We start from the raw sequence: 26,996 nt of genomic DNA, 5'->3' as shown, positions 1-26,996 counted from the left end.
AATCCGTTAAATACAGATCCCCCCTCATAGTTGGCATCACTGCTGCGCGACATAAGGAGGCAGCCCATGCTACCCGAACCCGTGGTTAAAGATGGTTTGAGCAAGAGGTTGTTGGCTTTGGGGGCGTCTTTGCTGCTCCTGGCATTCCCGCTGCTGCGCGACACCTACGCCGGAGTCGTTCAACTGCCGCAGACAGGGCAGAAAAACTGCTACGACCAGGCCGGCACGCAGATCCCCTGCACCGGGACCAGGCAGGACGGCGAACTCCAGATGGGGCTTCTCCCCCCCTCCCCCCGCTTTACCGACAACAACGACGGCACCGTCACCGACAACCTCACCGGCCTCATCTGGCTCAGGCACGCCAACTGCTATTCGGCCAAGCTCTGGACCGACGCGCTCACTCTGGCCCGAAACCTCGCCTCGGGAACATGCGACCTGTCCGACAACTCCGCTCCCGGCGACTGGCGTCTGCCCAACATCCTGGAGCTGGAGAGCCTGGTGGACATATCCAACATCAACCCCGCGCTCCCGACGGGGCACCCCTTCCGCAACGTCCAGACCAGCGGTTACTGGTCTTCCACCACCAACGCATTCCACCCCGTGCGGGCGCGTTACGTCTACATGCCGGACGGTGCAGTGAACGGCGCCGACAAGGCCACCGCCACCCATTTCGTGTGGCCGGTCCGGGGAGGACGCTGAGCCGGATGACACGGTAACCGACCGGGCGCGACGCCGCCCGCCAAACTGAGGAGGTGCCACATGGTCAGACACGTTTTGCTTGTATGCCTGTTGTTGCTGGCCTTCGGCTGCGGGGGCGGAGGCGGGAGTGCCGGGACCGGCACAGGCGGTGGAACGGGGGGGGGTGGAACGGATGGTGGAAGCACCGGGGGCGGAACGGGGGGCGACACCGGCGGCACGGTAACCCCTCCACCCGTTACGGGACCGGTGCAACCGACCAGTGCGGTGGTGACGCTCGCGACACAGGGCGCCCTGCCGCAGGGAACGGCCATCGCAGGGGTGACCGTCACCATCGTCATTCCCGCAGGGGTCACCGTCGCAACCGACGCAAACGGCGCGGTGGCCGCCGGGGTCGTCACCGGCTCGGGGCAGACCTCCGGCGCCACGGCCGTCACACTGACCAGCCTTACCCCGGCCACGTCCAGCTCGCCCGGCTCGCTGCGGGTGGTCCTGGCGAGCAGCACGCCGGCTGGCTTCAGCACCGGCGAGTTCGCCAGGATCTATTGCGGCATCAACAACGGCAGTTTCCCCAAAGCCGCTGAGTTCACAGCCGGGGACTTCCGGGCCGTCGACCTGCGGGGGGCGACCATCACCGGCCTCTCGCCCACCTGCAGCGCAACCATCGAGTAGCAGACGCCGGGTTTCCCGACTGCCCCAGGAGGTCGTCATGAGGCTCACGACAGTACTTTTAGCGGTGGTTTTGGCACTGCCGACTCACGCGGCACAGGCCGGAACCATCCAGCTCCCGAAGACCGGACAGACCCGGTGCTGGGACATCGCCGGCACCATCATAGACTGCGCCGGCACAGGGCACGACGGGGAGACCCAGTTGGGCAGGGACTGGCCGTCGCCACGATTCTCGGACAACGGCAACGGCACCCTGACCGACACCATGACCGGCCTGGTGTGGCTCAAGAATGCCAACTGTTTCGGAACGCTCGCCTGGCAACAGGCCCTCGACGCGGCCAACGCCCTTGCCAGCGGCTCGTGCGGCCTTACCGACGGCTCGGCTGCCGGACAGTGGCGGCTGCCCAACCGCAAGGAACTGCTGAGCATCAGCAGCCAGAACGTCTCCGACGGCGGAGCGTGGCTGAACAGCCAGGGGTTCGTGAACGGGCTGCATACCTACTACTGGACCTCGGACACCGACCTGAAATACGTCGGGGAAAGGTGGATGGTCCATCCCGTGGGCGCAGCATACCCGGAAAGCTGGAACCTCCCCATCGGCGGACGGCTGGTGATGCCGGTGCGAAACCCGGCACAGGTCACCCTGACCGCCACCACCGCAGGCGGCAGCGGCGACGTCACCTCCCCCAACCCGCTGACCGTGGCATACGGCGCGGCAGCGACGTTCACCGCCGTGGCCGCCCCAGGTTACCGACTGGATACCAGCGCCGCCGGTACCTGCCAGCCCGGCTCGTTTGTGGGCAACGTCTACGACCTCGGGGTCGCCACCGCCGATTGCTCGGTCAATTTCTTCTTCTCCCCACTGACCTACCTCATCGCCACCTCGGCTACCGGCAGCGGCGCCATCACCTGCGTCCCTTCCTCCGCGGTCGGTTACGGCACGGACGTCTCCTGCAGCGCTGCCGCGACACCGGACAGCCATCTCGATGCCGTGACCGTCGACGGCGCAGACCAGGGTGCCGCCGGCAGGAACAGCTTCACCTATTCCTTCGGACCGATAACCGCAGACCACACCATGACTGCGGCATTCGCCGCGAACAGCTACACCCTCACCTTCACCACGGCAGGTAACGGCAGCCTCACCGGCAAGACCAACCAGGCCGTAGGCCAAAACGGGACCTCCTCGGCGGTCGGTGCCGTAGCCGCACCCGGCTACCATTTCGTGAACTGGACCGGTGACGGCGGCTTCATGACGACGACAGCCAATCCGCTCACCATCGCCAACGTGACGACAGCGCTCACCGTGACGGCCCATTTCGCCATAGATACCCATCTGGTCACCCCCGCCAGCGCGGCCAACGGCAGCATCGCCCCTTCCCTGCCCCAGACGGTCGAGTACCAGGGCGTGACCGCCTTCTCCCTCGTCCCCGACACCGGCTATCGGGTTGCGACGGCAACCGGATGCGGCGGCACGCTCAACGGCGCCACCTACACCACCGGTGCCGTAACCGCGGACTGCACGGTGACCGTCTCTTTCGCACCGCTCACCTATGCCGTCGTCACCACCAGCAGCAGCGGCGGGAGGATCGACTGCGCGCCCGGTGCATCGGTCACCTACAACGGGACCGTTTCCTGTACCGCGCATGCCGACAGCGGCTACCACATCGTCGCTGTCTCGGTCGACGGCGCACACATGGTCCTGAGCGATCCGACCTCGTTCACGTATCCCTTCACGGCGGTGAGCGCCAACCATGACATGCAAGCCGTGTTCGCGGTCAACAGCTACGACGTCATCTTCACCGCCGGGAACAACGGCACCCTTACCGGAGCGGCTCAGCAGAGCGTCCCCCATGGCGGCAGCACCACGGCGGTCACCGCCGTCCCGGCTACGGGGTACCATTTCCTGGGCTGGACCGGGAGCAACACCTTCACCTCGGCAGCCAACCCGCTGGTGGTCGACGGCGTCACCGGCAGCATGGCGTTCACGGCGGGCTTCGGCATCGACACCCACCAGGTGACCCCGCAGGCAGCCAGTCACGGCGTCATCACGCCCGCAGCGGTGCAAACCGTGAACTACGGCTCCGCGGCCAGCTTCAACCTGACCCCCGACACCGGCTATCGCATCGTTTCCGCAAGCGGTTGTGCCGGCGTCCTGAACGGCACGACCTACACCACCGCCCCCGTCACAGCGGACTGCCCGGTCAGCGCCGGCTTCGCCGCCATTTTCTATCCGATAACCGGCACCTGCGCCGACGACAGGGGCACGATCAACTGCACCGCCGAGGCCGTTCACGGCGGGACTGCCAGTTGCGCCCTGGCAGCCAAGGCGGGCTTTCACCTCGCCTTTCTCACCGACAACGGCAGCGACTGCCTCCCGTCGGTGGCCAACAGCAGCTATACCATTGCCGGCATCACCGCCGCCCACACGGTGGCGGCCGGCTTCGCGACCAACAGCTACACCATCGTCCAGGTGCAGGCGGCCTACAGGTCAGTGCTCGGGCAGGCGCAGCTTTCCGACGCCGACCGGGGCCTCTTCGACATCGCCCCCTTGGGAGGTGACGGCAGGCCCGCCCCCGACGGCGTGGTCGACGTCGCCGACCTGATCATCCTGCTGCGGCAGGTGGTGGGGGCGGTGACCTGGTAGGCAAGTCAGAAAGGGAAACCCCGGCGGCGGATACTACCGGGGTTTCCCTTTTTTGGTTGCGACCGTTATGCGGCTTTGGTATAACCCTACCATTAAAACTGATCTAGTTACGGTAACTTTACGCAGCTGAGCGCCCGAGTAAGGTCGCCGGCACAGGAGAGGAATGTTGACGCAGAACGAAGAACAGGCAGTTCCAACGAGCCGTCCGGAATCACGGCTGCAGGTTCGCTCCAAGATCTGGCTGGAGATCGACGGAGAGCCCGTGTTCGGGCAGGGGCGGGAAAGGCTGTTGCGCCTGGTAAAGGCCACCGGCTCCATCAACGCCGCGGCCAAGGAGATGGGAATCCCCTACCGCAAGGCGTGGACCTACATCGACGCCATGGAGAAGAGGCTGGGGTTCGCCCTGGTGACCCGCTTGAAGGGTGGAGCGGGCGGAGGCGCGTCCTCCCTCACTCCCGAAGCCTTGGCGCTTCTGCACAAGTTCGACCTGCTGCAGGCGGGTTTCAACGAACAGGTGAACGGGAAGTTCCTGGAACTGGGATTCTAGAGAAAAAGGAGTGGCAGATGATCAGCATCGAGGAAGCACAACGCATCATTCTTGGTCGGATCGAGCCATTGCAGACGGAAAAGGTCTCCTGCTTCCAGGGGCTGAACCGGGTGACGACCGAGGACCATATCGCCCCGTGGGACATTCCTCCCGCCGACAACTCGGCCATGGACGGCTTTGCCTTCTGCCATGCCGGACTCGTCGACGACACCCTGAAGGTGACCGGATTCCTGCCGGCGGGGGAAGTGCACGAGACGCCGGTGCCGCCGGGTGAGGCGATCAAGATCATGACCGGCGCCCCCCTCCCCCCCGGGTGCGATGCCGTCGTCCCCATCGAGGACGTGGAGGACCGGGGCGAACTGATCCGGCTGCGCGGTCCGGTCAAGGCGGGGAGCCACGTGCGCAGGCGCGGCGAGGACATCAGCCGCGGCCAGGTCGTGATCGGGGCCGGTTCCGTACTGCGTCCGCAGGAGATCGGCATGCTCTCGGCCATGGGGAACACCTCGGTGGCGGTGCACCGCAGCGCACGCGTCGCCATACTCTCCACCGGCGACGAACTCCTGGAACCCGGCTCCACGCCGGTGCCGGGCAAGCTCATCAACAGCAACAGCTACAGCCTCGCCGCCCAGGTGCTCGACGCGGGGGGTGACCCGCTCCTGTTGGGGATCGCCGCCGACAACCTCGAGGCGACCTGCGAGAAGATCAAGCAGGGCCTGGAGTGCGACCTGCTGGTGATCAGCGGGGGCGTTTCGGTGGGGGACCGGGATTACGTAAAGGCAGCCATCGAGCGGCTCGGGGGCGAGGTCAGCTTCTGGAAGGTCGACATGAAGCCGGGCAAACCGCTCGCGTTCGCCATGCTGAACGGTACTCCGATCTTCGCCCTGCCGGGGAACCCCGTCGCCGCCATGGTCTCTTTCGAGCTCTTCGTGCGCCCCTGCATCCTCAAAGCCACGGGGCACCGCCGGGTTTTCCGCCCACGGGTCAAGGCGACTCTGCTGGACGATACCGCCAACAAGGGGGGACGCCCGCATCTCGTGCGCGGCATCGTCTCCCGAAACGCAGAGCGCTACCAGGTCACCAGCACCGGCAACCAGAGCTCGGGGCGCCTGTCCTCGCTGGTCCTGGGCAACGCCCTGATGAAACTGGCGCCGGAAACGGCCTACGCAGCCGGGACCGAGGTCGAGGTCATCCTCCTGGACCGCGGCTTCGAGATGGAAGAGATGCACGATGCCGCTCTTTGATCGTCTGAACTCCAAAGGCGCTTCAAGCGCCCGCTCCATCGCGCTATGGGCGGCGATACTGCTTCTCCTCGCCGCACCGGGCGCCGCCTTATCTTCCGGCAATGCCCCCGCTTCCCGTCCAAATGCCGACGAGCCCGTCGTCGCCGCTGCAGCCGATCTGAAGTTTGCCCTCGATGAGATCGCCCTCGCCTTCAAGAGGGATACCGGCAAATCCGTCAAGCTCATCTTCGGCTCGTCCGGCACCTTCGCGGCCCAGATCCGCAACGGCGCGCCGTTCCAGCTCTACCTCTCCGCCGACGAGAAATACGTGACCGATCTTCACGCCGACGGTTTCACCCGCGATACCGGCGCCCTCTACGCCCTCGGGCGCATCGTCCTGATCGCCCCGTCCTCGTCCAGTCTCCCGGTCGATCCCACCTTGCAAGGGGTCGCGGCCCGGCTCGCAAAGGGGGGAATCAAACGCTTCGCCATAGCCAACCCTGAACACGCTCCCTACGGCCGGTGCGCCGAGGAGGCGCTGCGCAAGGCGGGGCTCTGGACGCGGATCCGCTCCAAGCTGGTGCTTGGGGAAAACGTCGCGCAGGCTGCCCAGTTCGCCACCTGCGGCTCGGCCGAGGGGGGCATCGTCGCCCTTTCCCTGGCAAAATCGCCACGGTTGGCCAAGTCGGCAACCTACGCCGTCATCCCCACGCAGTGGCACTCGCCGCTGAGGCAGCGCATGGTCCTGTTGAAAAACGCCGGCCCCACCGCGCACTCCTTTTACTCCTACCTGCAGACCCCGGCGGCGCGTGCCGTGATGCGGCGCTACGGCTTCGAGCTTCCCGGCGAGGTGAAATGATGGATTGGTCCGCGCTGCTTTTGTCGATGAAGCTTGGGGGGATGACCGTGCTGCTGCTGATACCGGCAGCCCTGTTCGCGGCGCGCTCCCTCGCCTACCGGCGTTTCTGGGGAAAGCCGCTTCTGGAAGCTCTCCTGACGGTGCCACTCGTGCTCCCTCCCACCGTGGTGGGATACTACCTCCTGGTCGGTCTCGGCGGACGCTCCTGGATCGGAAGCACCATGGAGCGGCTGTTCGGACAACAGCTGGTATTCAACTTCACGGGCCTCGTGCTCGCCTCCATCGTCGTCAACATCCCCTTCGCGGTCCAGCCCATGCAGCGGGCCTTCGAAGCGATCCCGCAGGATGTGCGGGACGCGGCGGCCTGCTGCGGCATCGGTTACTGGCGCGCGCTGCTGACGGTCGAGCTCCCGCTGGCATGGCCCGGCGTACTGACCGCGCTGGTGCTGAGCTTCGCCCACACCATCGGGGAGTTCGGCGTGGTGCTGATGGTCGGCGGCAACATCCCCGGCGAAACCAAGACCATGGCCATCGCCATCTACGACAGCGTGCAGGCCTTCGACTTCACCTCGGCGGGACAGATGTCGCTGTTCCTGCTGCTGCTTTCGGTTCTGGTGCTGGGGCTTGCCGGCGGCCTGGGCCGCGGCTTCGGGAGGCGGCATGACCTGCGCAGGTTCTGACTTCGCCCTCAGCGTGCGCCAGGCGGGGCCCATCTCCCTGGACGCCGAGGTTTCCTGCCAGGGGGGCGAGTTGCTGGCGCTGGTCGGGCCATCGGGAAGCGGCAAGTCGACGCTGCTGCGCGCCATCGCGGGGCTGTACCGGCCGGCGCAGGGACGCATCGCCTGCGGCGACGAGTGCTGGTTCGACCACGAAAAAGGGATCAACCTCCCCCCCCAGCGCCGTCACATCGGCTTCGTGCCGCAGCACTACGGGCTCTTTCCCCACATGACCGCGCTGCACAACGTCATGGCCGGCCTCACCCATCTGCCGGCGCAGCTGCGCAGGGAGAAGGCTGCGGGGTGGCTGTCGAAGGTGCATCTGAGCGGCCTGGAGCAGCGCCGGCCGGCGGAGCTCTCCGGCGGCCAGCAGCAACGGGTCGCCCTGGCGCGGGCGCTGGCCCGCGAGCCCGCCATCGTCCTTCTGGACGAGCCCTTTTCCGCCGTGGACCGCGCCACGCGTGAAACCCTCTACGTGGAACTTGCCGAGCTGAAGCGCGAACTGGCGCCCCCCATCATCATGGTCACCCACGACCTCAACGAAGCCCTGCTGCTGGCGGACCGCATGACCCTCCTGACGCGCGGGCAGACGCTGCAAAGCGGCCACCCGCGCCAGGTGCTGGCGCGCCCGGTAAGCGAGACCGCCGCCCGGCTCCTCGGCATCCGCAACCTCTTCGACGGCGAAGTACTGCGTCACGACCCGGCGGCGGGGCTCACCTGGCTGAAAGCCGGTGCCGGTGAAATCGCCGGTAGACTGGTGGAAGCCTTGCCCCTCGGGAGCCGGGTGCGGTGGATGGTGCCCGGAAGCGCCGTGCGCCTGCGCGCGCGGGCCAGGGGGGATCTTGCGGCCGGAGTGAACCGTCTCAGTATCACCGTGAAAACCGTTCTTCCCCTCGGCGAGGAATGCCGGGTCACCGCCCTGCTCCCCGGCATCGAGGACCCGTTGCACCTGCAGGTTCCCCTGCGTCTCGCGCAACAGCTGTCGTTGTCTCCCGGAATTCCGACCGATGCGGTCCTTGGCGAGCGTGAAATCCACATCTTCACATCGTGACGTTAAGGGGACTGGCTCCGCAGGTGCCTGTCCCCCTTTCTGCCCCCTTTGTAACTGGTGCATCGGGTAATTCCGGTGAGAACCGCTTTGGATCCCCCCTCCCCTTGCGGGAGGGGGTTAGGGGGTGGGGGAACTAGCCATCCTTTCCACAGCTTGCAGCTTCACCCACCCCCCGTCCCCCTCCCGTCAAGGGAGGGGGGACTCCATTCGGAGAGATGTCCCCGGAATTCCCGGATGCAGGGTGTGACCCGAAAACGCGAAACCCCGGCTGCTCAGGCAACCGGGGTTTCGTTTCGTTTTGCGCCGGAGACGGCGATGATCCTATCCGTCGCTCACGCCTTCTTGACGTACTCCGACTTCAGCTGCATGGCGCCGATGCCGTCGATCTTGCAGTCGATGTCGTGGTCGCCGTCGACCAGTCGGATGTTCCTGACCTTGGTGCCGACCTTGACCACCAGGGAAGAGCCCTTGATCTTCAGATCCTTGATGACTGTGACGGAATCGCCGTCCTGGAGCTGGTTGCCGAACGCGTCACGCACGACGTTGTCGGCCGGCGCTTCCTCCGGCGCCGCCTGGGGCCACTCGTGGCCGCACTCGGGGCAGACATAGAGCGCGCCGTCTTCGTAGGTGTATGCGGAACTGCAGGAGGGACATTTGGGGAGGGTGCTCATGGAGACTCCTTGTGCGACGTGAAATATAGATGCAGAAACGAAAAACCCCGGCAGCCGTGTGGCCACCGGGGTCTGAATTTTTGGAGCGGGAAACGGGGTTCGAACCCGCGACTTCAACCTTGGCAAGGTTGCACTCTACCACTGAGTTATTCCCGCTCAGCAGAGATCAGCTTTATAGCAAAACCGGTTTGCGCCGTCAACCCAAAATTGCCATCCGGAACCACTTTTTTTTGCCGGCCCGAAAAAGGGTCGCTGCGTCGAACAGTTCCGCGGATAGGCTCTCCTGGCGGCTTCGCGGTTCGCGTTAGGTGCCGGTGAGCACCCTGCGGATGCTTTCGTAGATCTCCTTGGGAACGAAGGGCTTCATGAGGTTCCCCTTCGCTCCTGCGTCGAGGGCGGCCTGGGTGTCGCTATCGAAATCGGAGGCGCTGGCTACCAGGACCCGGGCGTTGGGGTCCAGGGCCAGCAGGTCCTTGGTGGCATCGATGCCGTTTTTGTCGGGCATGTAGATGTCCATGATCACGATGTGCGGGCGTAGTACGCGGTATCTCTCCAAGGCCTCGGCACCATCGCCGGCCTCCCCGACTACGGTGAAGCCGATCTTCTCCAGCGTGGCGCGCAACACCTGCCGGAAAAAAATCTCATCGTCGACGATGAGTATCCTTACGTCCTTCAAAGCCATGCAACCTCCTCACACGCTGATTCCACAGCCACTTCTATTTAGCATCCTCTTATACTTTTTTAAAGTTAAAAGTCAAAATCGTGTCTCACTTATTTTAACACTTTCAGCCGGTACAAGGCCGCCAAGGCATGACTGCTGTAATAATGACAGATGCGCTCGAAGCCAAACGGCGCCAACTCTCTGTCGAGATCGATATGGGTATAGCTCTTTGCGTTGCCGTCACAGCTGTAGTAGTGCTGCAGCACCGATCCACAAGGAACGTTGTCGTCGTGCCTGCTGTTAACTTCAACGAGGAAATAACCTCCGTCGCGCAGGTTGCCCGCCACGTTGTCCAGACACTGTTTTCTCCGGTTGCGCGTGGCGAGGATATTGAAGACGAAGGTGCAAACCACCAGGTCCACGCACAACCCGGCCCGCGGCAGTTCCCCGACCGTCAGGATCCCGGCCAGCCTGCCCGCCTCCGGATGGGAGGCGAGCGCCTTCACCTGCTCAGGAAGTTCGGCCGCGTAAACCTGGAACCCTTCCTCGGTGAGGTAAAGCGCGTTACGCAAAAGTCCGGCGCCGTAATCGAGCACCGTGCACACCTTGGCGAGCCTGAAGAATCGCGCGTAACGGATCACGCTGCTGGCGGGTCTGATCATGTCGCCCCCCGGAACTAAACGGAGTTGCCGAAATGCCTTCGGCCTGCGCGGCCGGTATCGGTTTTTGCAACCGGTCAATTGTATAGCAATCCGGCAATAGATTAACCGTTTCACATATTAATTTGATGACGGGGCGTTTACGATTTTTTTCAAAAATGGGTTGACAGCCGGACGGGGCGTTATTATTATCATGCCCTGTAAAGGGGAGTAGCTATCGGCCGGAGAAATGGCCGACCTTTGGTTCGTCAAGACGGTGGCAACACCCGGACCCGAGGTTAATTCTTTTAACAGCAAGACCTTTACCTGTAGCGAGCAGTCGCCCCGGGTAAAGGTCTTTTTTTTTACCGTCACAGGCGCCGTCCTGCTGTGACGGCGCCCTTTGCGAACGGGTAACCACCCGAAAGGAGAGGAAAATATGGAACAGAAACAATACATGACCCAGGTGAAGAAAAAACCCGCCAGAAAGAAAAAGGAGACCAGGGAGCCGGTACTGAAGAACGTCGTGTCGCTCAGGGTGAGCGACCAGGAGAAGCGACTGCTGGAGCGCCTGACCAAGGCGACCTCGCTCAACGTGTCGGACCTGGTGCGCGAGGCGATCGGCTTCTGGCTCGCCAAGGGGCTCCGCAAGGGACGCATCCGCAGCACCACGGGAAGGATCCCGGTGCAGCCGCTGCAACTGGCCGGTAACTGAACCTACAACCACACAGGAGACAACCACATGAAACGCAACTTCGCCAAAGCTTTCGCACTCTTCGCCGCAGTCTTGATGCTGAGTGCCACGGTGCTGGAAACCAGCGCCCATGCCCGTGCCGCCGGAGGACGCTCCATCGGCAGCCGCGGCTCCCGCAGCTACTCGACGCCGGGGACCGCGTACCGCCAGTCCACCCCCTACCAGCAGCCGGCGCCCTCACCCATGGGGCAGCCGCAGATGCAACAGCCCTCCGCCGGGGGCGGCTTCCTGCGCAGCATGGCCGGCGGCATCGCGGGCGGCCTCCTGGGAGGCATGCTCTTCAGGGGGCTCGCCGGCGCAGGCGGGGCGGGCTACGGCGGCGGTGGCATCGGGCTCTTCGAAATCATCCTTCTTGCCGGCATCGGCTACATGATCTACCGCATGGTGCGCAGGCGGCGCAGCACCACCCCGCTGCAGAGCGTCTCGACCGGCTACGGCTCGCAGGGGTACGACACCTACCAGCAGAGCGTCCCGGCCTCCTACCGCGTGGAGGAACCGGTCCGGGACGACGTCCAGACCGGGCTGTCGCACCTGCGCCAGATGGACCCCGGTTTCGACGAGGCCCGCTTCAAGGACCAGGTGATGGACAACTTCTTCAGGATCCAGGGGGGATGGATGAACCGCGACCTGCAGGCGCTCTCCCCGCTGCTCACCTCCGAGATGCAGGGGGTGTTCCGCGAGGACATCGAGCGCCTGCTGCGCGAGGGGCGGGTGAACCGGCTGGAGAACATCGCGGTGCGCAGCGTGGAGCTTGCCGAGGTATGGCAGGAAGCGGGGCAGGACTACGTAACCGCCCTCATCTACGCCAACCTGCTCGACTACACCACCGACGAGCGCGGCACGGTCATCGAGGGGAGCAAGACCGAGCCGGTCAAATTCGAGGAATACTGGACCTTCACCAGGCCGGTGGGCAACAACGCCTGGCGCCTGGCTGCGATAAACCAGAGAGGCTGAAAAACGATGTCAAGGTTGAGGTTGAGCAAAAAACCTGAACCTGACACCGTAACGCTTCGGCGAAAACGAAAAAAACGGGCACCCGTCTCCGGGGTGCCCGTTTTTTGCTACGTGCCTTTCTCAACCTCAACCTCAACCTGCCTTTCAGCCTCATACTGCCTTTCTACGCCTTTCTATCCAGCACCTCCCTGATCTTGTGCAGCAGCGTCATCGGCTGCACCGGTTTCATGATGAGGTCGATGTTGTCGTCGAAGACGCCGCGCGTTTTCATGAAGTCGGCGGTATATCCGCTTGAGTAGAGGACCTTGGCGGACGGGTCGATCCGCCTGATCTCGTCGAAGGCTTCCTTGCCGTTTTTCCCCGGCATGATGACATCCATCAGGATCAGGTCAATCTTGCCGCGGTGTTCCAGATACTTCTGCACGCAGTCGCTGCCGTCCACCGCCAGCACCACCTGGTACCCGTACTTCTTCAGCAGCGACTCGACCAGCCCCCTGACGTTCACGTCATCCTCCGCCACGAGAACCGTCTCGGTTCCGGGCACAGGTGCGGCACGGTCCGCCTCGGGGGCGTGCGCCCCCGCCTCGGCAGCGGCCTGTGGCAGATAGATCTTGAACGTGGTCCCCTCTCCCGGTTCGCTGTAGACGTTGATGAACCCCTTGTGCTGCTTGACGATGCCGTACACGATGGACATGCCGAGGCCGGTCCCCTTGCCGACCGCCTTGGTGGAGAAGAAGGGCTCGAAGATCCTCTCGCGCGTGGCCCGGTCCATACCGCTGCCCGAATCGGACACGATGATGCAGGCGTACCGTCCCGGATCGCCGTACCCCTGGGACCTGGCGTATGCCTCGTCCACCTGCTGCCAGCCGGTCTGGATGGTGAGCATCCCCCCGTCGGGCATGGCGTCACGGGCGTTGGTGGCAAGGTTCATCAGGACCTGTTCCAGTTGGCTTGCGTCGGCATAGACGTTCAACTGCTCCTGTGCCGGGTTGAACTTTAGCTCGATGTCCTCCCCGATGATGCGCAGCAGGAACGTCTGCACCTGCGCCACCAGCGCGTTCAGGTCCAGGATGCGCGGGTTCATGACCTGCTTCCGGCTGAAGGTGAGCAGCCCGCGGGTGAGTTGCGAGCCGCGCTCGGCGGCGGCGATGATCTGGTCCACCTGCTCGTGCTGGTGCTGGGAGAGCGAACCGTCCATCCCGAGGAAGTTGCCGTATCCCACGATGACGGTGAGGATGTTGTTGAAGTCGTGGGCGATCCCACCGGCGAGGTGCCCGACCGCCTCCATCTTCTGGGACTGCCTGAGCTGCTCCTCGAGGTGCTTCTTGTCGGTCTGGTCGCTGATCACGCAGGCGATCCTGGTGTTGCCCCCCTGGTCCTCGACCGGGGTATAGGTCACCGTCACCGCGCGGACCCCGCGTTCCGGGAATGCCTGCTCCATCTCTAAACGTACCGACTGCCCGGCCAGGCAGGCGTCCAGGTGGTGCTTTATCTGGGCGAAATGCTCCTCTCCGACGACCTCGGCCACGGTCCGCCCCACCACCTGCTCCGTGGTCAGGTTGCGGTAGCGCAGGAATGCGCCGTTGACCATGCGGTAACGGTAGTCGCGGTCGAGTACGCAGACGAGGTCGCGGGAGCACTCGATCACCTTCAGGTACTCCAGCAGTCGCTCTTCGGTGCGCTTCCTCTCCGAGATGTGCTGCGCCTGTTGCACGTTCTGCACGGCCATGCGGGAAAGCTGGCCGGCGATCTGGTGCAGCGCCTCGCAGACCTTCCTGAACTGCTCCCGGGACATCCGGTTCACCTTGCCGAGCGCCTCCCTGTAAGCGGTGCGATCGACCCCGATCTCGTCGGCGTAAGCGGTCATCCGATCCAGGTCCGCGTCCTCGTCCAGCACCTGACCCACGAGCCAGTTGCCGACGTGACGCCCACCGACGGTGATGGTAGCGCAGCCGTCCCACAACCCGGCACTCAGGCAGGGCTGCATCCCGAGGCCTCCTTGACTGAGGTTGCCGAGATAACTGCTGGAGCGCATGCAGTTGGCAAGGCCGCGCTCGGTCTTGCGGACGATCTCGCTGCACAGGTAACTGAAGTTGCTCGGACGGGTGACCGGCCGCCCGGCAGCATCGGTGATGATCGAGGCGACGCCCGAAGCCTGCGCGAAGGCATCCTGGATCCCCTGCAGTTCATCCAGGTCGAAGAGATCCTCCATCCTGACCGCTTCCAAGTGCACCATCGGGTCGGTGAGCACGGCCAGCCGGTGCTCGAGCGTCTCCTCCATCTTCTTGCGCTCGGTGATGTCGCGCACGACGGCATAGTCGTACTCGGTCCCGGCATAGCTGAAGTAATTTGCCGTGATCTCGACCGGCACCAGGCGGCCGTCGCGGGAGAGGTGCGTCGCCTCGAACTGGAGACTTCCCTGTTCCTTGAGCGACTCCCAGGTTTGCCGCCAGCACTCCTCGTCGCACCCGGGGCGCAACTGCCCGATCCACATGGAGCGGAACTCATCCTCGCTATACCCCAGCATGGCGCATGCGGCTCCGTTGACGTCGCTGATCGTGCCGTCGGGACGGATCCAGTACGCTGCGTCCTTCATGTTGTCCATGGCGAACTTCTTGAGGTCCAGCACGGCGAGATGGTTCATCGCCTCCAGTTCCTGAGCGGCACGGGAACTGGCGATACCGAGCAGCGTCTCGATCAGTGCGGGATTGTGCAGCGGCGTGCGGCTCATGACACCGAGCAGGCCGATCCCCGCCCCCTGGGCGTCCCAAAGCGGCACCGCGGCGTACCCGTCCACCTCCATGTCACGCAGGATGTCATCTTCGGGGAACAGCGCCGTGACACCCTGGGGGTAGACGCAGACGCTTTTCCCCATCACGTTGTCACAGGGGGTGCCGACCAGGCGGTAGGTGATGTCGCTTCCCCCTCCCGACCTGGTGTAAAAGCCGTGGGTCCGGGCGGAGCGCCCATCCTGGGTGAGCTGGGCCACGAAGGCGTAGTCGACATCGAGGGCGCCGGCGAGGTAACGGTTGATGCCGTAGAGGAGCTCGTCGGCACGATACCTGGCGCCGCATTCGTTGATGAAAAAGAGAGTCTCTTCGATGAGCTTGCGGTCCGCCGCCTGCTGGACGAGCTCGGCGGTGTTCTTCCGCACCTGGATGCGCAGCAGCACGATGAAGACGCCGGCGCCGGCCAGAAACAGCACCAACCCGGCCAGGGTCGGGGCCAGCCAGGGGGGCACGACGTGGAGAGAGGCGGCGGCGCCGTGGGACCAGCGCTCCAGGGCCTTGTGGTAGGGGGAATCCTCGGTACCGCGCCAGCCTTCCAGGTAGCGGTCCAGGGTGGCGATGAGTTGCGGGTTGCGCCCCTTGCCGGTGGCGAGGAAGATGTCGAAGGGGTTGAAGATGATGCCGGAGGAGACCAGTCCGTACTGGTACTGCTTGGCGGCGCCGAAGGTGTTGTTCACCACGCCGGCGTCGACCCGCCCGGCAGCGACCGCCTGGAAGATCTCCTCGAAGTTGCCGTATTCCACGAAGCGGCAGTTGATGCCGAACTTCTCCACCATGTTGCGGAAGCTCGCGCCGTTGAAGTCCCGCTTCATCACGCCGACCCGCTTCCCCTCGACACCCTTGATGCTGTTAAGGTTCGCCTTGCGCGGGACGTAGAGCTCACCCCAGACGGTGAGCAGCGGCACCTTCCCGTAGTCGAGGAACTGGGTCCGTTCACTGGTCCAGGCCACGCTGGTCAACAGGTCCACTTCACCGTTTTTGATGCGGGAAATGCCGTCGGTCCAGTCGCCGTAGACGTACTGGATGCGCCATCCCTCCCGGCGCGCGATCTCGGCGAGGGTGTCGACGTAGAAGCCTTGGATGCTGCCGTCCTTGGCCTTGAAGATACCGGGGTAGAAGTTGAACGCGGCGACGCGCACCGTCTGCTGGGCGGCGCAGGCGGGGGAACAGGGGAGGTCGAGCAAACCGAGCCAGAGCACGGCAAGCAGGATCAAAAGAGGTCCGGTAATGCGCTTCACGCAGAGACTCCAGAAAAGATTTGCCTGGACACTGGGGAAAACCGGGAGCATGCACACAAGAATGCCGCCCATAGTACACCGACACCCGTTGATTTGTCCAGCCGCAAGTACTCCAATCTCCTGGGCTCTCCGCCGTCAGGCCGCACCTTCTGCCGCCTTGAAGATGGCCGGGACGTCGAGGATGAGGGCCACCGAACCGTCACCCAGGATGGTGGCGCCGGACATCCCCTCAACCTGCTGGTACATCCGCCCCAGGGACTTGATCACCGTCTGGTGCTCGCCGATCACCCAGTCCACCACGAGCCCCACCCGTTTCCCCTCCAACTGGCAGATCACCACCTGCTGGATCGCGGGTCCCTTCCCTTCGATGTGGAACATCTTTCTGAGCGGCACGTAGGGGACCAGCTTCTCGCGCACGAGCAGTATGTCGCGTCCGTGCCCCTGCTCGATCTCCTTCTCGGTGAGCAGGATGCACTCGTCCACCATGGCCAGGGGCATGACGAAGCGGTCCTTGCCGATCTGCACCAGTAGGCTCTCGATGATGGCCAGGGTAAGCGGGATCTTCAGCGTGATGCTGGTGCCCCGGTCCGGCTCGCTCTTCACGTCGATGCTGCCGCGCAGCCCCTCGATGGCCTGTTTGACCACGTCCATGCCGACGCCGCGCCCCGAGACGCTGGTGACCTTGGCCGCCGTCGAAAAGCCGGGGGCGAAGATGAGCTGCCAGACCTCCCGGTCGGACAGCTCCGCGCCGGCGGGGATGATCTTGCGCTCTATCGCCTTGGCCCGGATCGCGTCGACGTTCAGCCCGGCCCCGTCGTCGCGAATGGTTATCAGCACGCTGTCGCCTGAGTGCACCGCGGCGAGGTGGAGGCTGCCGGTCCTTTGTTTCCCCTTGGCCAGACGGGCCTCCGGCGTCTCCACGCCGTGGTCGATGCTGTTGCGGATGATGTGCACCAGGGGATCGTTCAGCTTCTCGATCACGGTCTTGTCGAGCTCGGTGTCGGCACCCTCAGTGGTGAGCTCGATCTCCTTGCCCAGCTCGGCGGAAAGGTCGCGGACCAGCCGCTTGAACTTGGAGAAGGTGGCGCCGATGGGGAGCATCCTGATGTCGAGGGCGTTGTCCCTGAGATCGTTGGTGAGCCGCTCCACCTCCTCGGCCACCGAAACCAGCTCGGCATGGCGCTTCAGTTCCTGGGCCACCAGGGAAAGGCGGGCCTGCACCGTGACCAGCTCGCCCACCAGGTTCACCAAAAGGTCCAGCTTGTCGGCGCTGACCCGGATGCTGGAGGCGGCCTCCTGGGTCTGGGTCTGGGTCTGCCGCTCCTGGCGCATCTCTTTTACGTGCTGCTGTTCGACCAGTGCCGAGGTGATGGAGGCGGCATTGACCAGCCCCGCCTCCACCGCCAACTCACCGAATTTCTTCTGTCTGCCCAGCAGTTCGTCCATCTGCTGCTGTGTCAGATCGCCGCGCTCGATCAGGATCTCGCCAAGTTTCTTGTAACCGCCGCCGACATCATCGGCCATGCCGTCGTCCACGACCGTAATACTCAGCTCGCAGGAATCGACCACGAAGATGAAAACGTCGTCGACCGCCTCTCTCCCCGCGCTGGTACTGAGGATGATGTCCCAGTACAGGTAGCAGAGCTCCGGGTCGAGCGCGTCCAGAGTCTGCATCTCGCAGGTGTTGGCGACGATATGGCATGGCCCCAGGTCCTGCAGCTCGCGCAATAGGCTCAAGGGATTAACGCCGCTGGCGAATACGCCGGCTTCCGGCTTGAAGCGGATCCGGTAGGTGACCATGGGTGCCGACCGGTCGGCATCCTCTTCCGGCGCATCCGGCGCGGTCTGCGGGTGCCCGCCCACCTCCTGCCCGGGCACCAGGGCACGGAAGCCCCGGATCACCTCTTCGTTTTGCTGCGCATCCGCCGGTGCCCCCCCTTCGGCAGCCTCCAGCATGGCGAGGATGCGGTCCCGCGCCGCAAGGCTCAGGTTGACCAGTTCCTTGCTCACCGCCAGTTCGCCGTTGCGCACCAGGTCGTACACCGTCTCCACATTATGGGTGAACGAGGCGATATCGTCGAAGCCGAACATGGCCCCGGATCCCTTGATGGTATGCATGGTCCGGAACACCCGGCCTACGAGGCCGAGGTCTGCCGGGTTCTCCTCCATCTCGAGCAGCGCCTCTTCCAGATCCGCCAAAAGCTCCCTGGCCTCGTCCTTGAACGCCTGGGCAAAAGCATCACTCATGGCGTCGCCCTCTCAGTCTCGACCCGCCACATGCACGTCTGCGCCACGTCCTCGGCGCATCCTTTGAACCGTGGCATCCCCGCCGTTTCCGCCATGGCCGCCAGTACCTCGTTGCGGCCGGTAACCGTGCAGGGGACCCCCTTGTCGACCGACGTCCTGTGGCAGCTGCACAGAAGCTGCAACCCGGTCACGTCGATGCCGGTGAGACCCGCCAGGGAGAGTTCCACCGGCTTGCCCACGGCAAAAGCCTGCAAAAGGCTCAGCCTGAGTTCTCCCACGTTGGCTATGGTCATCTCCCCGGAGAAGGTGACCAGGGTGCGCTCCTTCTTCTTGGAAACCTTCACGTCTGCCGCGTCCATACGTCCTCACCTTTGGGGGCGGCCCTGCGGGCCGCCCCGTGCCTTGCTGTTAGAACCTCTCGAAGTCGCTGTCGCCGTCCGTATCGGCCAGGACCAGGTCGTGTCCCATGGCCTTCTTGGCCGGTGCGGCCGACCTCTGCTTCAGCTGCTTCACCTCGTTTTTGGAGACCGACTTGGTCAGCTGCTTTGGTGCTCCGCGGTGCTCGCGCGCCGCCATGTCGACCCTGAAGAAGGAGATGGTCGACTGCAGCTGCTCCGACTGCGAGGAGAGTTCCTCGGCGGTCGATGCCATCTCCTCGCTGGCCGATGCGTTCTGCTGGATCACCTGGTCCAGTTGCTGGATCGCCTTGTTGATCTGCTGGGCGCCGGTATCCTGCTCCTTGCTGGAGGCGTTGATCTCCTGCACCAGCTCGGCGGTCTTCTGGATATCGGGCAGGATGGCGGAGAGCATCTCCCCGGCCCGCTCGGCGACCTCGACACTGGTTATCGACAGCTCGGAGATCTCGCCCGCGGCCACCTGGCTCCGTTCGGCGAGCTTTCTCACTTCGGAAGCCACCACCGCGAAGCCCTTGCCGTGCTCCCCGGCGCGGGCCGCCTCGATGGCCGCGTTCAGGGCCAGCATGTTGGTCTGACGCGCGATCTCCTCGATGATGGAGATCTTGCCGGCGATGTCCTTCATGGCCTGCACGGTCTCGGCCACCGCCTTGCCACCTTCCTTGGCATCATCGGCCGACTTCACCGCGATCTTCTCGGTCTGCTGTGCGTTGTCGGCGTTCTGCCTGATGTTGGCGCTCATCTCCTCCATGGAGGAGGAAGCCTCTTCGGCAGCGGCCGCCTGCTGGGAGGCGCCCTGCGACATGGACTGGGCGTTGGCGGAGAGCTGGACGCTGCCGGAAGCGACGTTGTCCGCCGCCACCTTGACCTCGGTGACCACCTCGGTGATCTTGCCGACCATGGCAGAGAGCGCGTGGATCAACTCGTCCTGGGCGCTGCGCTCCTTCAGGGAGACCATCAGGTTGCCGTTGGAGACCTCCTTGGCCGCATCGGTGATCTTGTTGATCGCTTCGATCAGCACGTTCAGGTTGGTCTTGATCAGGTTGTATTGCCCCTTGTACTCGGTGACGATGGTCGGCGGCATGTCACCTTTGGCGATGCGGTCCACGTAGTCCGCGGTCACCATGAGCGGGTTCACGATGTTGGTCACCGTGTCGTTGACGCCGGAGACCAGTTTGTTCCACCCCCCCACGAAGAGGGAGGCGTCGGCACGCTTGTCCAGCTCGCCGTCAGCCGCGGCCTTGATGATGATGTCGGTCTGCTCGAGGAGCTCGTTCATCATCTTGACCACCGCGTTCAGGTTGTCCTTGATGATGTTGTACTGCCCCTTGTACTCGGTGACGATGGCGGGCGGGATGACCCCCTTGGCGACCTTGTCCACGTAGTCCGCGGTCACCATGAGCGGGTTCACGATGTTGGTGACGATGTTGTTGACACCCACCACCAGTTCCTTCCAGCCGCCGACGAAGAGATCGGGGTTGGCGCGCTGGTCAAGCTGCCCGTCGGCCGCCGCCTTGACCACCTTGTCCGCCTCCATGAGGAGGTTGTTCATGATGTCGATGCAGTTGTTCAGGTTCAGCTTGATCTCGTTGAAGTCGCCGTTGTAGTTGTCGGTGATGCGCGGCGGGATGTCCCCCTTGGAGATGCGGTCCACGTACTCGGCGGCCACGTTCAAGGGGCCGATCACCGCATCCAGGGTCTCGTTCACGCCGGCGACGATCTTCCGGAAGTCCCCCTGGTGCTTGGAGGCGTCGGCGCGGGTGGCGAGTTTCCCCGCAACCGCCGCCTGCACCAGCATGTCCGCGTCGGCGATAAGCGCCTTCAGGTTGTCGCGCACCTGCTCGATGGTGTTGTTGATGAAGGCCTTCTTGCCCGGGAACTGCTCCAGCTCCGCCTCGAAGTTGCCGCGGCCGAACTCGGCGATACAGGCCATCGCCTTCTTCTTCACGGAGATGTGGCCGTTGACCATGTTGTTGACGCCTGCCGCCATCTGCCGGTAGACACCCTGGTAGTTCGCCGCGGCGATCTGCACGTCGATGTCGCCCAGGTCGTGCTGGGTCGACATGTTGTTCATGTCCGCGATCAGGGCTTCCAGGGTGTCGATGCAGACGTTCAGGTTGTTCTTGATCTCGTTGAAGTCGCCGTTGTAGCTGTCGGTGATCCTGGGGGGGATGTCCCCCTTCGAGATGCGGTCGACGTACTCGGCCGCCACGTTCAGCGGCCCGATCACCGCGTCCAGGGTGTCGTTAACACCGGTGACGATCTTTTTGAAGTCGCCCTGGTGCCTGGTGGCGTCGGCGCGGGTGGCGAGCTTGCCGTCCACCGCAGCCTGCGACAGCATGCCCGCGTCGGCAACTAGCGCATTCACGGCATCGATGCAGACGTTCAGGTTGTTCTTGATCTCGTTGAAATCGCCGTTGTAGCTGTCGGTGATCCTGGGCGGCACATCACCCTTGGAGATACGGTCCACGTACTCGGCAGCCACGTTCAGGGGGCCGATCACCGCGTCCAGGGTATCGTTGACACCGGCCACCACCTTCTGGAAGTCGCCCTGGTGCTTGGAGGCGTCGGCACGGGTGGCGAGCTTCCCTGCGATGGCCGCGTCGGAGAGCATGTTGGCATCCGCGACCAGGGCCTTGATGGACTCGACCATCTTCTGCATGGCTGCCATGACGCTGTCGCCGTGCTTGGCGTTCACCTCGATGGCGACGCTCATGTCACCGGCCGCCACGCGGTTGGCCACCTCGCCCACCTCCTTGGGATCGGCGCCCAGCTGGCGCTGCACGATCCTGGTGATGAAGAGCCCCAAGCCGATGGCGAGCAGCGCGCCGACGGCGATCAGTATCAGCATGGTGGTGGTAGCCGTCTTGGCCACCTCTTCGTTACCCGCGGCGGTCAGTTTCGCCTGCTTGAGCTTGGCGTCCACCAGGGCCTCGATGGAATTTTGCTCCTCACGGGAGGCCTTGCTTCCCGCCCCCCTCATGATCGCCTGGGCCTCGGAAATCTTGCCGGCCTTCGCCAGCGCGATCATCTGGTCCACCAACGGGCCATAGACCCCGCGGGTCCGTTTGAATTCCGCGAAGAGTTTGCGCCCCTCGTCGGTCATGATGGTCTTCTCAAACTCGGCTGCGGCGGTGTTGATGTCCTCGCGGAACTTCACGATCCGGCCCATCTTCTCCTGCTGCTCAGCCCCGGTCGTGTCCATCATGTCACGAAGGTTCACCCGCATCCTCTGGAAGGAGGTGGAGATGTCCTGCAACTGCGCGATGGGAATGGTGACCTTCTCGTACAATTTGTTGTCGGCGGCCTCGATTACATGAATCTCCCTGATGCCGAAATACCCGACCACCCCTGCTACGATGGCGACCGCGATAAATCCGGTCATCAGCTTCGCACCCAGCTTCAAATCATAAAACCACTTCATACCTGCCTCCTTGCCTCACGTTATTGAACAGTTGTCCGCAGTCCGAGCCGATCTGTATCTATCAACCTGCCGTTTCACCTGATCTGCGCAGAGAGCACGAAGTCCAGGCTCTGCTGCAACATCTCGCGTGCGCCGTGCAACACGGGTTGGTCATGGCCGGAGTAAACGCTCTGGATCTTAAGCGTGCACAGCCTCTTGAGCGCCTCAACATACGCCGGGCAGTAGCTCCCTCCCGCGGCCAGCACCCGGACCTGGGTGTCGCCGGAGAAGAGCACCTGCAGCGAGGGGGCGTACAGACATACCGAGTCGCCCGAGTGGCCGGGGGTGTGCAGCACCTCGAGGAAGTCGTCGCCGGCTTTGATGAACTGCCGGTCGTGCAGCGTCTCGTCGACCAAACGACCGTTGTCGTAGGCGAAAACCCTGCAGCCGAAGGCCTCCTTGAGAGCAGCAACGCCGGCCGTGTGGTCGAAGTGGTTGTGGGTGAGCACCACCTGCTGCACCGGTTCCTTGCCGAACCCTGTCGAGAGTTCCCGGATCTCGGCCAGGATGAAATCGTCAACCCCGGGGTCGATCAGGGTATTGACGTCTTCGATCCGGTTCCAGTCCCCGAGGATGAGGTACGAGTTGCAGCTGTAGGTCGCAGGGCTCTTCTTCAGGGGCACGATCTTCATGGCCTAGCCGCCGATCTTTTTGAACAGCTGGGCGTCGGGCACCACCTGTTCGAAGAGATGGGCGATCTCCTGGGGGAGTTTCTGGGTATTTTCGGTGGCGAGGTAGCCGCCGGGGGCGAGGGCTTCGTGGAACATCCTGAAGACCTCGACCCGCTCCCGGTACTGGAAATGGAGCAGCACGTTCTTGCACACCACCAGGCAGTAGTCGCCGCCGGGCGCTTTCAGCGAGAGGAGGTCGTGGTACTGGAAGTTGACCCGGTCGCGCAAAAGCTGCACCACCCGGAACTGGCCGGGCTGGTCCGCAGGTTCGAAATACTTCTGGAAAAGTTCGGAGGGGGTGCGTTGCAGTTCTTCGTAGGGATAGGTGGCCGCCTTGACCACCTCGCCGAAGTTGTTGGCACTGTCGTAGTCGGTGGCGTCGATGCGCAGGTTCTTGAAGCCGAAGGAGTTCATCTTCTGGGCGAAGATCATGGCTATGGTATAGGTTTCCTGCCCCAGGGCGCAGCCGGCATCCCAGATCTTGATGCGGCTTCGGCCCATCGCGTAGCCGATCATGTGGTCGGCCGCGTACTCCAGTGTGGGCTGGTCCCGCATAAAGAACGTGAAAGCCATAGAACACTCCTGACAATAACAGGCGGTTAGCGAAACGACCACTTCCAGAACTCCCATTTGTGACCTTTATCGGAGCCTCATCCTGATCCTTGAATGTTCTGTTTACATTTTATGGATTATTTTGTTTTAATAAGACAAAAAAGACAGTCGGTTCTGCCAGTGCAGCCGCGCACCTGTGTGAAACAAGAACTCCGCTGTGACTGCGTCTGCACGACCTGAACCGGGAAAAACGAAAAAAGCCCCGTCTCCATGAGGGAGACGGGGCTTTTTGTGTGTGCAGCGGTCGCGGGCGCCGCTATTTCTGGGCTCTTACTTCTTGGCTACCGCCATGGCGTCGGTGAGGATCTTGACGCCCGCCTTGGAGGCGGCGATGGAGCCGGTCAGGGACTCGCGGGCGAGGTCCGGGTTGTGGAAGCCGTCCGAGTTCTCTGCGGTCCAGTATTCCCACAAGACGTGCGCCTCTTCATGTTTCGCGCGCGCCTCGTCCAGGACGGTCGGGGCAACCCCCATGCGCTGCGCCGCGGCGTAGGTGTCGATCAGCTGCCCGAGCCAGTACTCGGCCTTGCGCATCTTGCCCTTCACGTAGTTCTGCACCGCATCGATCTCGTAAGACTTCTTGGCCACGCTGTCTTTGGGGTGGCAGCCAAGGCAGGCTTCCTTGACGTGGTTCTTGGGACGGATCACGCCGTGGGTGGAGAACTTCTTGCCGTCCTTACCCTTGTGCTGCGGCATGTGGCACTGGTGGCACTGAACACCCGCCTTGTCGTGGACGCTTCCCGCGTAGGTCTCGGTCTCCGGGTGCTGGAACTTGATCAGGCGCGCGCCGGTGATCGCATGCTTGAAGTCGAAGAAGTTCAGCTCCTGGTAGTGCTTTAAAAGCTGCAGCGAGTTCTTGAGCGGGAAGTGGTTGGTGCGCAGGTCGTCGTACTTCACCGGCTTGCCGTCGCTCCACTGGGTGCCGGCGTTGCAGTTGTACTCCACGTGGCACTGGGCGCACATCATCCTGGAGTCGGTCTTTTGCATGATGCCGATCTTCCTGAAGCCGCGGAAGTCGATCACCTTCAGGTCGGTGGCGCCGTTTTTGGCGAAGATGTTCCCCTTGGGGTCCTTCTCGATGGCCTGAATCAGCGCGTCGCGCACCACGCGCGGCTGGGTACCGTGCGGGTCGTGACAGTGTACGCAGCCCAGCGGGTTGTTGGTGTCCTTCGCCACGTCGACGATGTTCGAGGTACGGTCCCACTTCGCCTTGGGATCCTTGTCACCCATGAACTTCCATTTCAGCAGGTGGTCGGAGGTCTTGCACTGGATGCAGGTCGGGTTGCCGGCCATGGCGGTTTCCGGGAGTTTCTTGCCGGTATCGGTCAGGACGTCCCAGGTCTTGCCGGTGGAGGTCACCCCCTGCCACCCCTTCTTGAACTGGAAGCGGCCGCCCTGGAAGCGGTCCACGGCGAACTGGTCGATGACCATGAAGGCATGGCCGCGCGGCTCATCGTGCTCGAAGGTGAAGCCGTGGCCGGCCAGGAGCTTGTCCTGCATCGGCGAGCGCCCGGTCGGGCTCCCTTTCTCCTTCCTGGCCGGGGCCTCGTAGTTCACCTCGAAGAAGCTGTCGTACTGTGCCTTGTGGCACTTGCCGCACAGCGCCTGGTCGATGACGGTGACCGGCTTGTTCTTCTCCGGGTCGCTCATGTGGGCGTCCAGCTTGTCGTGGCACACCTTGCAGGAGAGCTTCGCGTGCTTGGACCCTTCCTTGAGCGCCTTCACCTCGTCGTGACAGTCGTAGCACTTGGCCCTGCCGTCGTTGGCGAGCTGCACCGGCTTGGTCTTCGCCGCGGTTGTCAGGGCGGGGATCGACAAGAGCGCGATCGCCCCGGCGATTGCCGCAGTCACAGCCACATTTTTCTTGAGCATCGTTTTCCTCCTTCAGTAGTGTATGGGTTTCCGGCCTATTGCACCGATTACATCCTCATAGCCTGGCCCCGCAAAAACACGCCTCATTCATGCACGAAGTGGTCGGGAAAATATTTGACGGAAGTCAAATTTCTTCAGATTGCTTCCACCGCCCTGTTTAAAGGTTAGCTTCACTTAACAGACAGTGTCCGCATTGGCAGAAAATCCGCCAAAGAGTTCACAAGAACAAATTTCAAACTTTGCCTGCGGCAATGAATGAGAAAAGGTGAGGCGCTATGAGTGTAGCCTGCAAATTGTTGCATGCAAGGGGCTGAAATGAGACAGAGATGGGAAAGCGGAAGTGGATCTGATCGGAAGACCGGCGGCGCCGGGTGAAACGGCAGACGGCAGGTTCACCCGTCCCACCGCCCGAAGGCGTAAAGGGCGACCGCCGCGGAGTTGACCAGCACCGTGAAGCGGAACACCAGTTGGAAGGATCGTTTTTGCGACTTGTGGTGCAGCGCGCGTTGCGCCAGGAGCGCGCCCGGCCACCCGCCGCACAGCCCGGCCAGGTGCAGGGTGCGCTCGGAGATCCTGCGCGCTCCCCGCACGGCGGCACTCTTGTCGAAGGCGTACAACAAAAAGGCGGCCAGGCTCGTCAGCAGGTAGGCGCAGAGAAGCGGTACCGGGATAAGGTCCAGACCGGCCAGGGCAACGAGCAGCAGCATAAAGGAGGGACCCCACAGGTAGGAGGGGGGCTTTTGGTGTTCCCGTGTCTCGAGGTATCCCATAGACGGTGCTCCCGGCGACGGCCGCGGCTGCGACGGCGCCGTTTTCGATCGGTTGTCATAAGGCGTCCGAAGTAGTTGCGTCGGACCAAGTGGGGAACAAAGAGGAGCCAGCCTCGCTCCATAAGAGACAGACAGGCCGCGCTAGTTATACAAAACGACAGCACCGGTTTCAAGGACTATTGCCGGAGTTCTTCATCAGGGAGAATGGAGACGAAGGGGGAAAGAAAGAGTCGCTGGCCCGCGTTACATAAAAATACGATAGCTAAAAAACTCCAACGCATGGCATAATAGCACCCCACATCCAGCCGGTTGTTGTACCCGAAGCTCTCACAGATGCCGAAAGTGACTCCCGCGAAAAGTTCTCAAGAGCTGGAGCGTTCTTTCCGATGATGAAACCACGCACTTCATCCTGTTTGCCAAAGGTCTGCACCCTATGACAGAGCTGCGACAGTTTTATCGGGCACCATCGACGAAGAAGATAGAGTTGGTACACCACGGCGAGAGCCTCAGCGGCATCCTGGAAAACATCTCCTTCAACGGCGCCCTGCTCCACCTGCGCCGCACCACGGCTCTTCCTGGCGGGACCGGCTGCCTCTTGCGCATCCATCTCGACGCAGACCCCGACCTTCGCCCCCCGCTGCAGATCTGGAGCGAGGTGGTGCACGTTAACGACAAGCTGCTGGGCGTGAAGTTCGTGGACCACGACGTGGACGGCAGCGGCTGCATCGCGCTCCTGATGGAGTTGATGCGCGAAGAACCCGACCAGGACCAGGACGACGTAGATCGCATCCGCGGCTACCTGGCCGACTACTGCAATACCCCCTGATGGCACGCCCAATGCGCC

22 protein-coding genes and 1 tRNA gene are annotated in these 26,996 nt (G+C 63.3%); 11 read left to right on the top strand and 12 right to left on the bottom strand.

Annotated elements, in window-relative coordinates; all coding sequences use genetic code 11:
- The first annotated feature begins 66 nt into the window (after nucleotides 1–66).
- From KP004_RS06015 to KP004_RS05980, 8 genes are all read left to right on the top strand, one after another.
- On the top strand, nucleotides 67–699 hold the full coding sequence (locus KP004_RS06015) for an Lcl C-terminal domain-containing protein (RefSeq protein ID WP_216801455.1): 633 nt from the start codon (nucleotides 67–69) through the stop codon (nucleotides 697–699).
- Between the two features lie 60 nt (nucleotides 700–759).
- Nucleotides 760–1,368 carry a hypothetical protein gene (locus tag KP004_RS06010; protein ID WP_216801454.1) on the top strand — a complete coding sequence of 203 codons (609 nt, stop codon included), beginning with the start codon at nucleotides 760–762 and terminating at the stop codon, nucleotides 1,366–1,368.
- 37 nt (nucleotides 1,369–1,405) lie between these two features.
- The gene (locus tag KP004_RS06005) at nucleotides 1,406–4,009 is read left to right on the top strand and encodes a DUF1566 domain-containing protein (protein ID WP_216801453.1); all 2,604 of its coding nucleotides are present in this window, start codon (nucleotides 1,406–1,408) and stop codon (nucleotides 4,007–4,009) included.
- A gap of 166 nt (nucleotides 4,010–4,175) precedes the next feature.
- The gene (locus tag KP004_RS06000; protein ID WP_239026963.1) at nucleotides 4,176–4,556 is read left to right on the top strand and encodes a winged helix-turn-helix domain-containing protein; all 381 of its coding nucleotides are present in this window, start codon (nucleotides 4,176–4,178) and stop codon (nucleotides 4,554–4,556) included.
- A gap of 17 nt (nucleotides 4,557–4,573) precedes the next feature.
- Nucleotides 4,574–5,797, top strand: a complete 1,224-nt coding sequence (locus KP004_RS05995) for a molybdopterin molybdotransferase MoeA (RefSeq protein ID WP_216801451.1) — start codon at nucleotides 4,574–4,576, stop codon at nucleotides 5,795–5,797.
- Nucleotides 5,784–6,635, top strand: a complete 852-nt coding sequence (gene modA, locus KP004_RS05990; RefSeq protein ID WP_216801450.1) for a molybdate ABC transporter substrate-binding protein — start codon at nucleotides 5,784–5,786, stop codon at nucleotides 6,633–6,635. The genes KP004_RS05995 and modA overlap by 14 nt, the downstream gene beginning before the upstream one ends.
- Nucleotides 6,632–7,315 carry a molybdate ABC transporter permease subunit gene (modB, locus tag KP004_RS05985; protein ID WP_216801449.1) on the top strand — a complete coding sequence of 228 codons (684 nt, stop codon included), beginning with the start codon at nucleotides 6,632–6,634 and terminating at the stop codon, nucleotides 7,313–7,315. Before modA ends, modB begins: the two co-directional genes overlap by 4 nt.
- A complete protein-coding gene (locus KP004_RS05980; protein WP_216801448.1) occupies nucleotides 7,296–8,402 on the top strand; it encodes an ABC transporter ATP-binding protein in 1,107 nt (368 codons plus the stop codon). The genes modB and KP004_RS05980 overlap by 20 nt, the downstream gene beginning before the upstream one ends.
- A 332-nt stretch (nucleotides 8,403–8,734) precedes the next feature.
- Here KP004_RS05980 and KP004_RS05975 read toward each other — a convergent pair whose 3' ends face one another.
- The 4 genes from KP004_RS05975 to KP004_RS05960 form a co-directional block, all read right to left on the bottom strand.
- Nucleotides 8,735–9,073 carry a zinc ribbon domain-containing protein YjdM gene (locus KP004_RS05975; RefSeq protein WP_216801447.1) on the bottom strand — a complete coding sequence of 113 codons (339 nt, stop codon included), beginning with the start codon at nucleotides 9,071–9,073 and terminating at the stop codon, nucleotides 8,735–8,737.
- Between the two features lie 81 nt (nucleotides 9,074–9,154).
- Nucleotides 9,155–9,229 (bottom strand) — tRNA-Gly (locus KP004_RS05970).
- 148 nt (nucleotides 9,230–9,377) lie between these two features.
- The gene (locus KP004_RS05965) at nucleotides 9,378–9,755 is read right to left on the bottom strand and encodes a response regulator (protein ID WP_216801446.1); all 378 of its coding nucleotides are present in this window, start codon (nucleotides 9,753–9,755) and stop codon (nucleotides 9,378–9,380) included.
- Nucleotides 9,756–9,844: 89 nt separating this feature from the next.
- Nucleotides 9,845–10,396: a class I SAM-dependent methyltransferase gene (locus KP004_RS05960; protein ID WP_216801445.1), complete on the bottom strand. Its 552-nt coding sequence runs from the start codon at nucleotides 10,394–10,396 to the stop codon at nucleotides 9,845–9,847.
- A 415-nt stretch (nucleotides 10,397–10,811) separates the two neighbouring features.
- Between KP004_RS05960 and KP004_RS05955 the strand changes: the two genes are divergently transcribed.
- Nucleotides 10,812–11,087, top strand: a complete 276-nt coding sequence (locus tag KP004_RS05955) for a ribbon-helix-helix protein, CopG family (protein WP_216801444.1) — start codon at nucleotides 10,812–10,814, stop codon at nucleotides 11,085–11,087.
- A gap of 27 nt (nucleotides 11,088–11,114) precedes the next feature.
- On the top strand, nucleotides 11,115–12,080 hold the full coding sequence (locus tag KP004_RS05950; protein ID WP_216801443.1) for a Tim44 domain-containing protein: 966 nt from the start codon (nucleotides 11,115–11,117) through the stop codon (nucleotides 12,078–12,080).
- Between the two features lie 163 nt (nucleotides 12,081–12,243).
- On the opposite strand, the gene KP004_RS05945 is transcribed toward KP004_RS05950, so the two are convergent.
- From KP004_RS05945 to KP004_RS05910, 8 genes are all read right to left on the bottom strand, one after another.
- Nucleotides 12,244–16,107 carry a PocR ligand-binding domain-containing protein gene (locus KP004_RS05945; protein ID WP_239026962.1) on the bottom strand — a complete coding sequence of 1,288 codons (3,864 nt, stop codon included), beginning with the start codon at nucleotides 16,105–16,107 and terminating at the stop codon, nucleotides 12,244–12,246.
- Nucleotides 16,108–16,242: 135 nt separating this feature from the next.
- The gene (locus KP004_RS05940) at nucleotides 16,243–18,354 is read right to left on the bottom strand and encodes a chemotaxis protein CheA (protein ID WP_216801442.1); all 2,112 of its coding nucleotides are present in this window, start codon (nucleotides 18,352–18,354) and stop codon (nucleotides 16,243–16,245) included.
- Entirely contained in the window at nucleotides 18,351–18,713 is a 363-nt protein-coding gene (locus KP004_RS05935) for an STAS domain-containing protein (RefSeq protein WP_216801441.1), read from the bottom strand. The genes KP004_RS05940 and KP004_RS05935 overlap by 4 nt, the downstream gene beginning before the upstream one ends.
- Before the next feature lie 49 nt (nucleotides 18,714–18,762).
- Entirely contained in the window at nucleotides 18,763–22,191 is a 3,429-nt protein-coding gene (locus tag KP004_RS05930) for an MCP four helix bundle domain-containing protein (RefSeq protein ID WP_216801440.1), read from the bottom strand.
- Nucleotides 22,192–22,265: 74 nt separating this feature from the next.
- Complete coding sequence (locus KP004_RS05925) at nucleotides 22,266–22,862, bottom strand: MBL fold metallo-hydrolase (protein WP_216801439.1); 597 nt, start codon at nucleotides 22,860–22,862, stop codon at nucleotides 22,266–22,268.
- Nucleotides 22,863–22,865: 3 nt separating this feature from the next.
- A complete protein-coding gene (locus KP004_RS05920) occupies nucleotides 22,866–23,474 on the bottom strand; it encodes a CheR family methyltransferase (protein ID WP_216801438.1) in 609 nt (202 codons plus the stop codon).
- A gap of 309 nt (nucleotides 23,475–23,783) precedes the next feature.
- On the bottom strand, nucleotides 23,784–25,382 hold the full coding sequence (locus tag KP004_RS05915; protein WP_216801437.1) for an ammonia-forming cytochrome c nitrite reductase subunit c552: 1,599 nt from the start codon (nucleotides 25,380–25,382) through the stop codon (nucleotides 23,784–23,786).
- Between the two features lie 392 nt (nucleotides 25,383–25,774).
- Nucleotides 25,775–26,089 (bottom strand): DUF1294 domain-containing protein, encoded by a 315-nt coding sequence (locus KP004_RS05910; protein WP_239026961.1) that lies wholly within the window; start codon nucleotides 26,087–26,089, stop codon nucleotides 25,775–25,777.
- Between the two features lie 496 nt (nucleotides 26,090–26,585).
- On the opposite strand from KP004_RS05910, the gene KP004_RS05905 reads away from it, so the two are divergent.
- A complete protein-coding gene (locus KP004_RS05905; protein WP_216801435.1) occupies nucleotides 26,586–26,978 on the top strand; it encodes a PilZ domain-containing protein in 393 nt (130 codons plus the stop codon).
- Nucleotides 26,979–26,996: the final 18 nt, after the last annotated feature.

Source organism: Geomonas oryzisoli (assembly GCF_018986915.1).
Taxonomy (GTDB): Bacteria; Desulfobacterota; Desulfuromonadia; order Geobacterales; family Geobacteraceae; genus Geomonas; species Geomonas oryzisoli.
The sequence above is the reverse complement of the archived record's forward strand: the minus strand, read 5'-3'. Positions and strand labels throughout refer to the sequence as shown.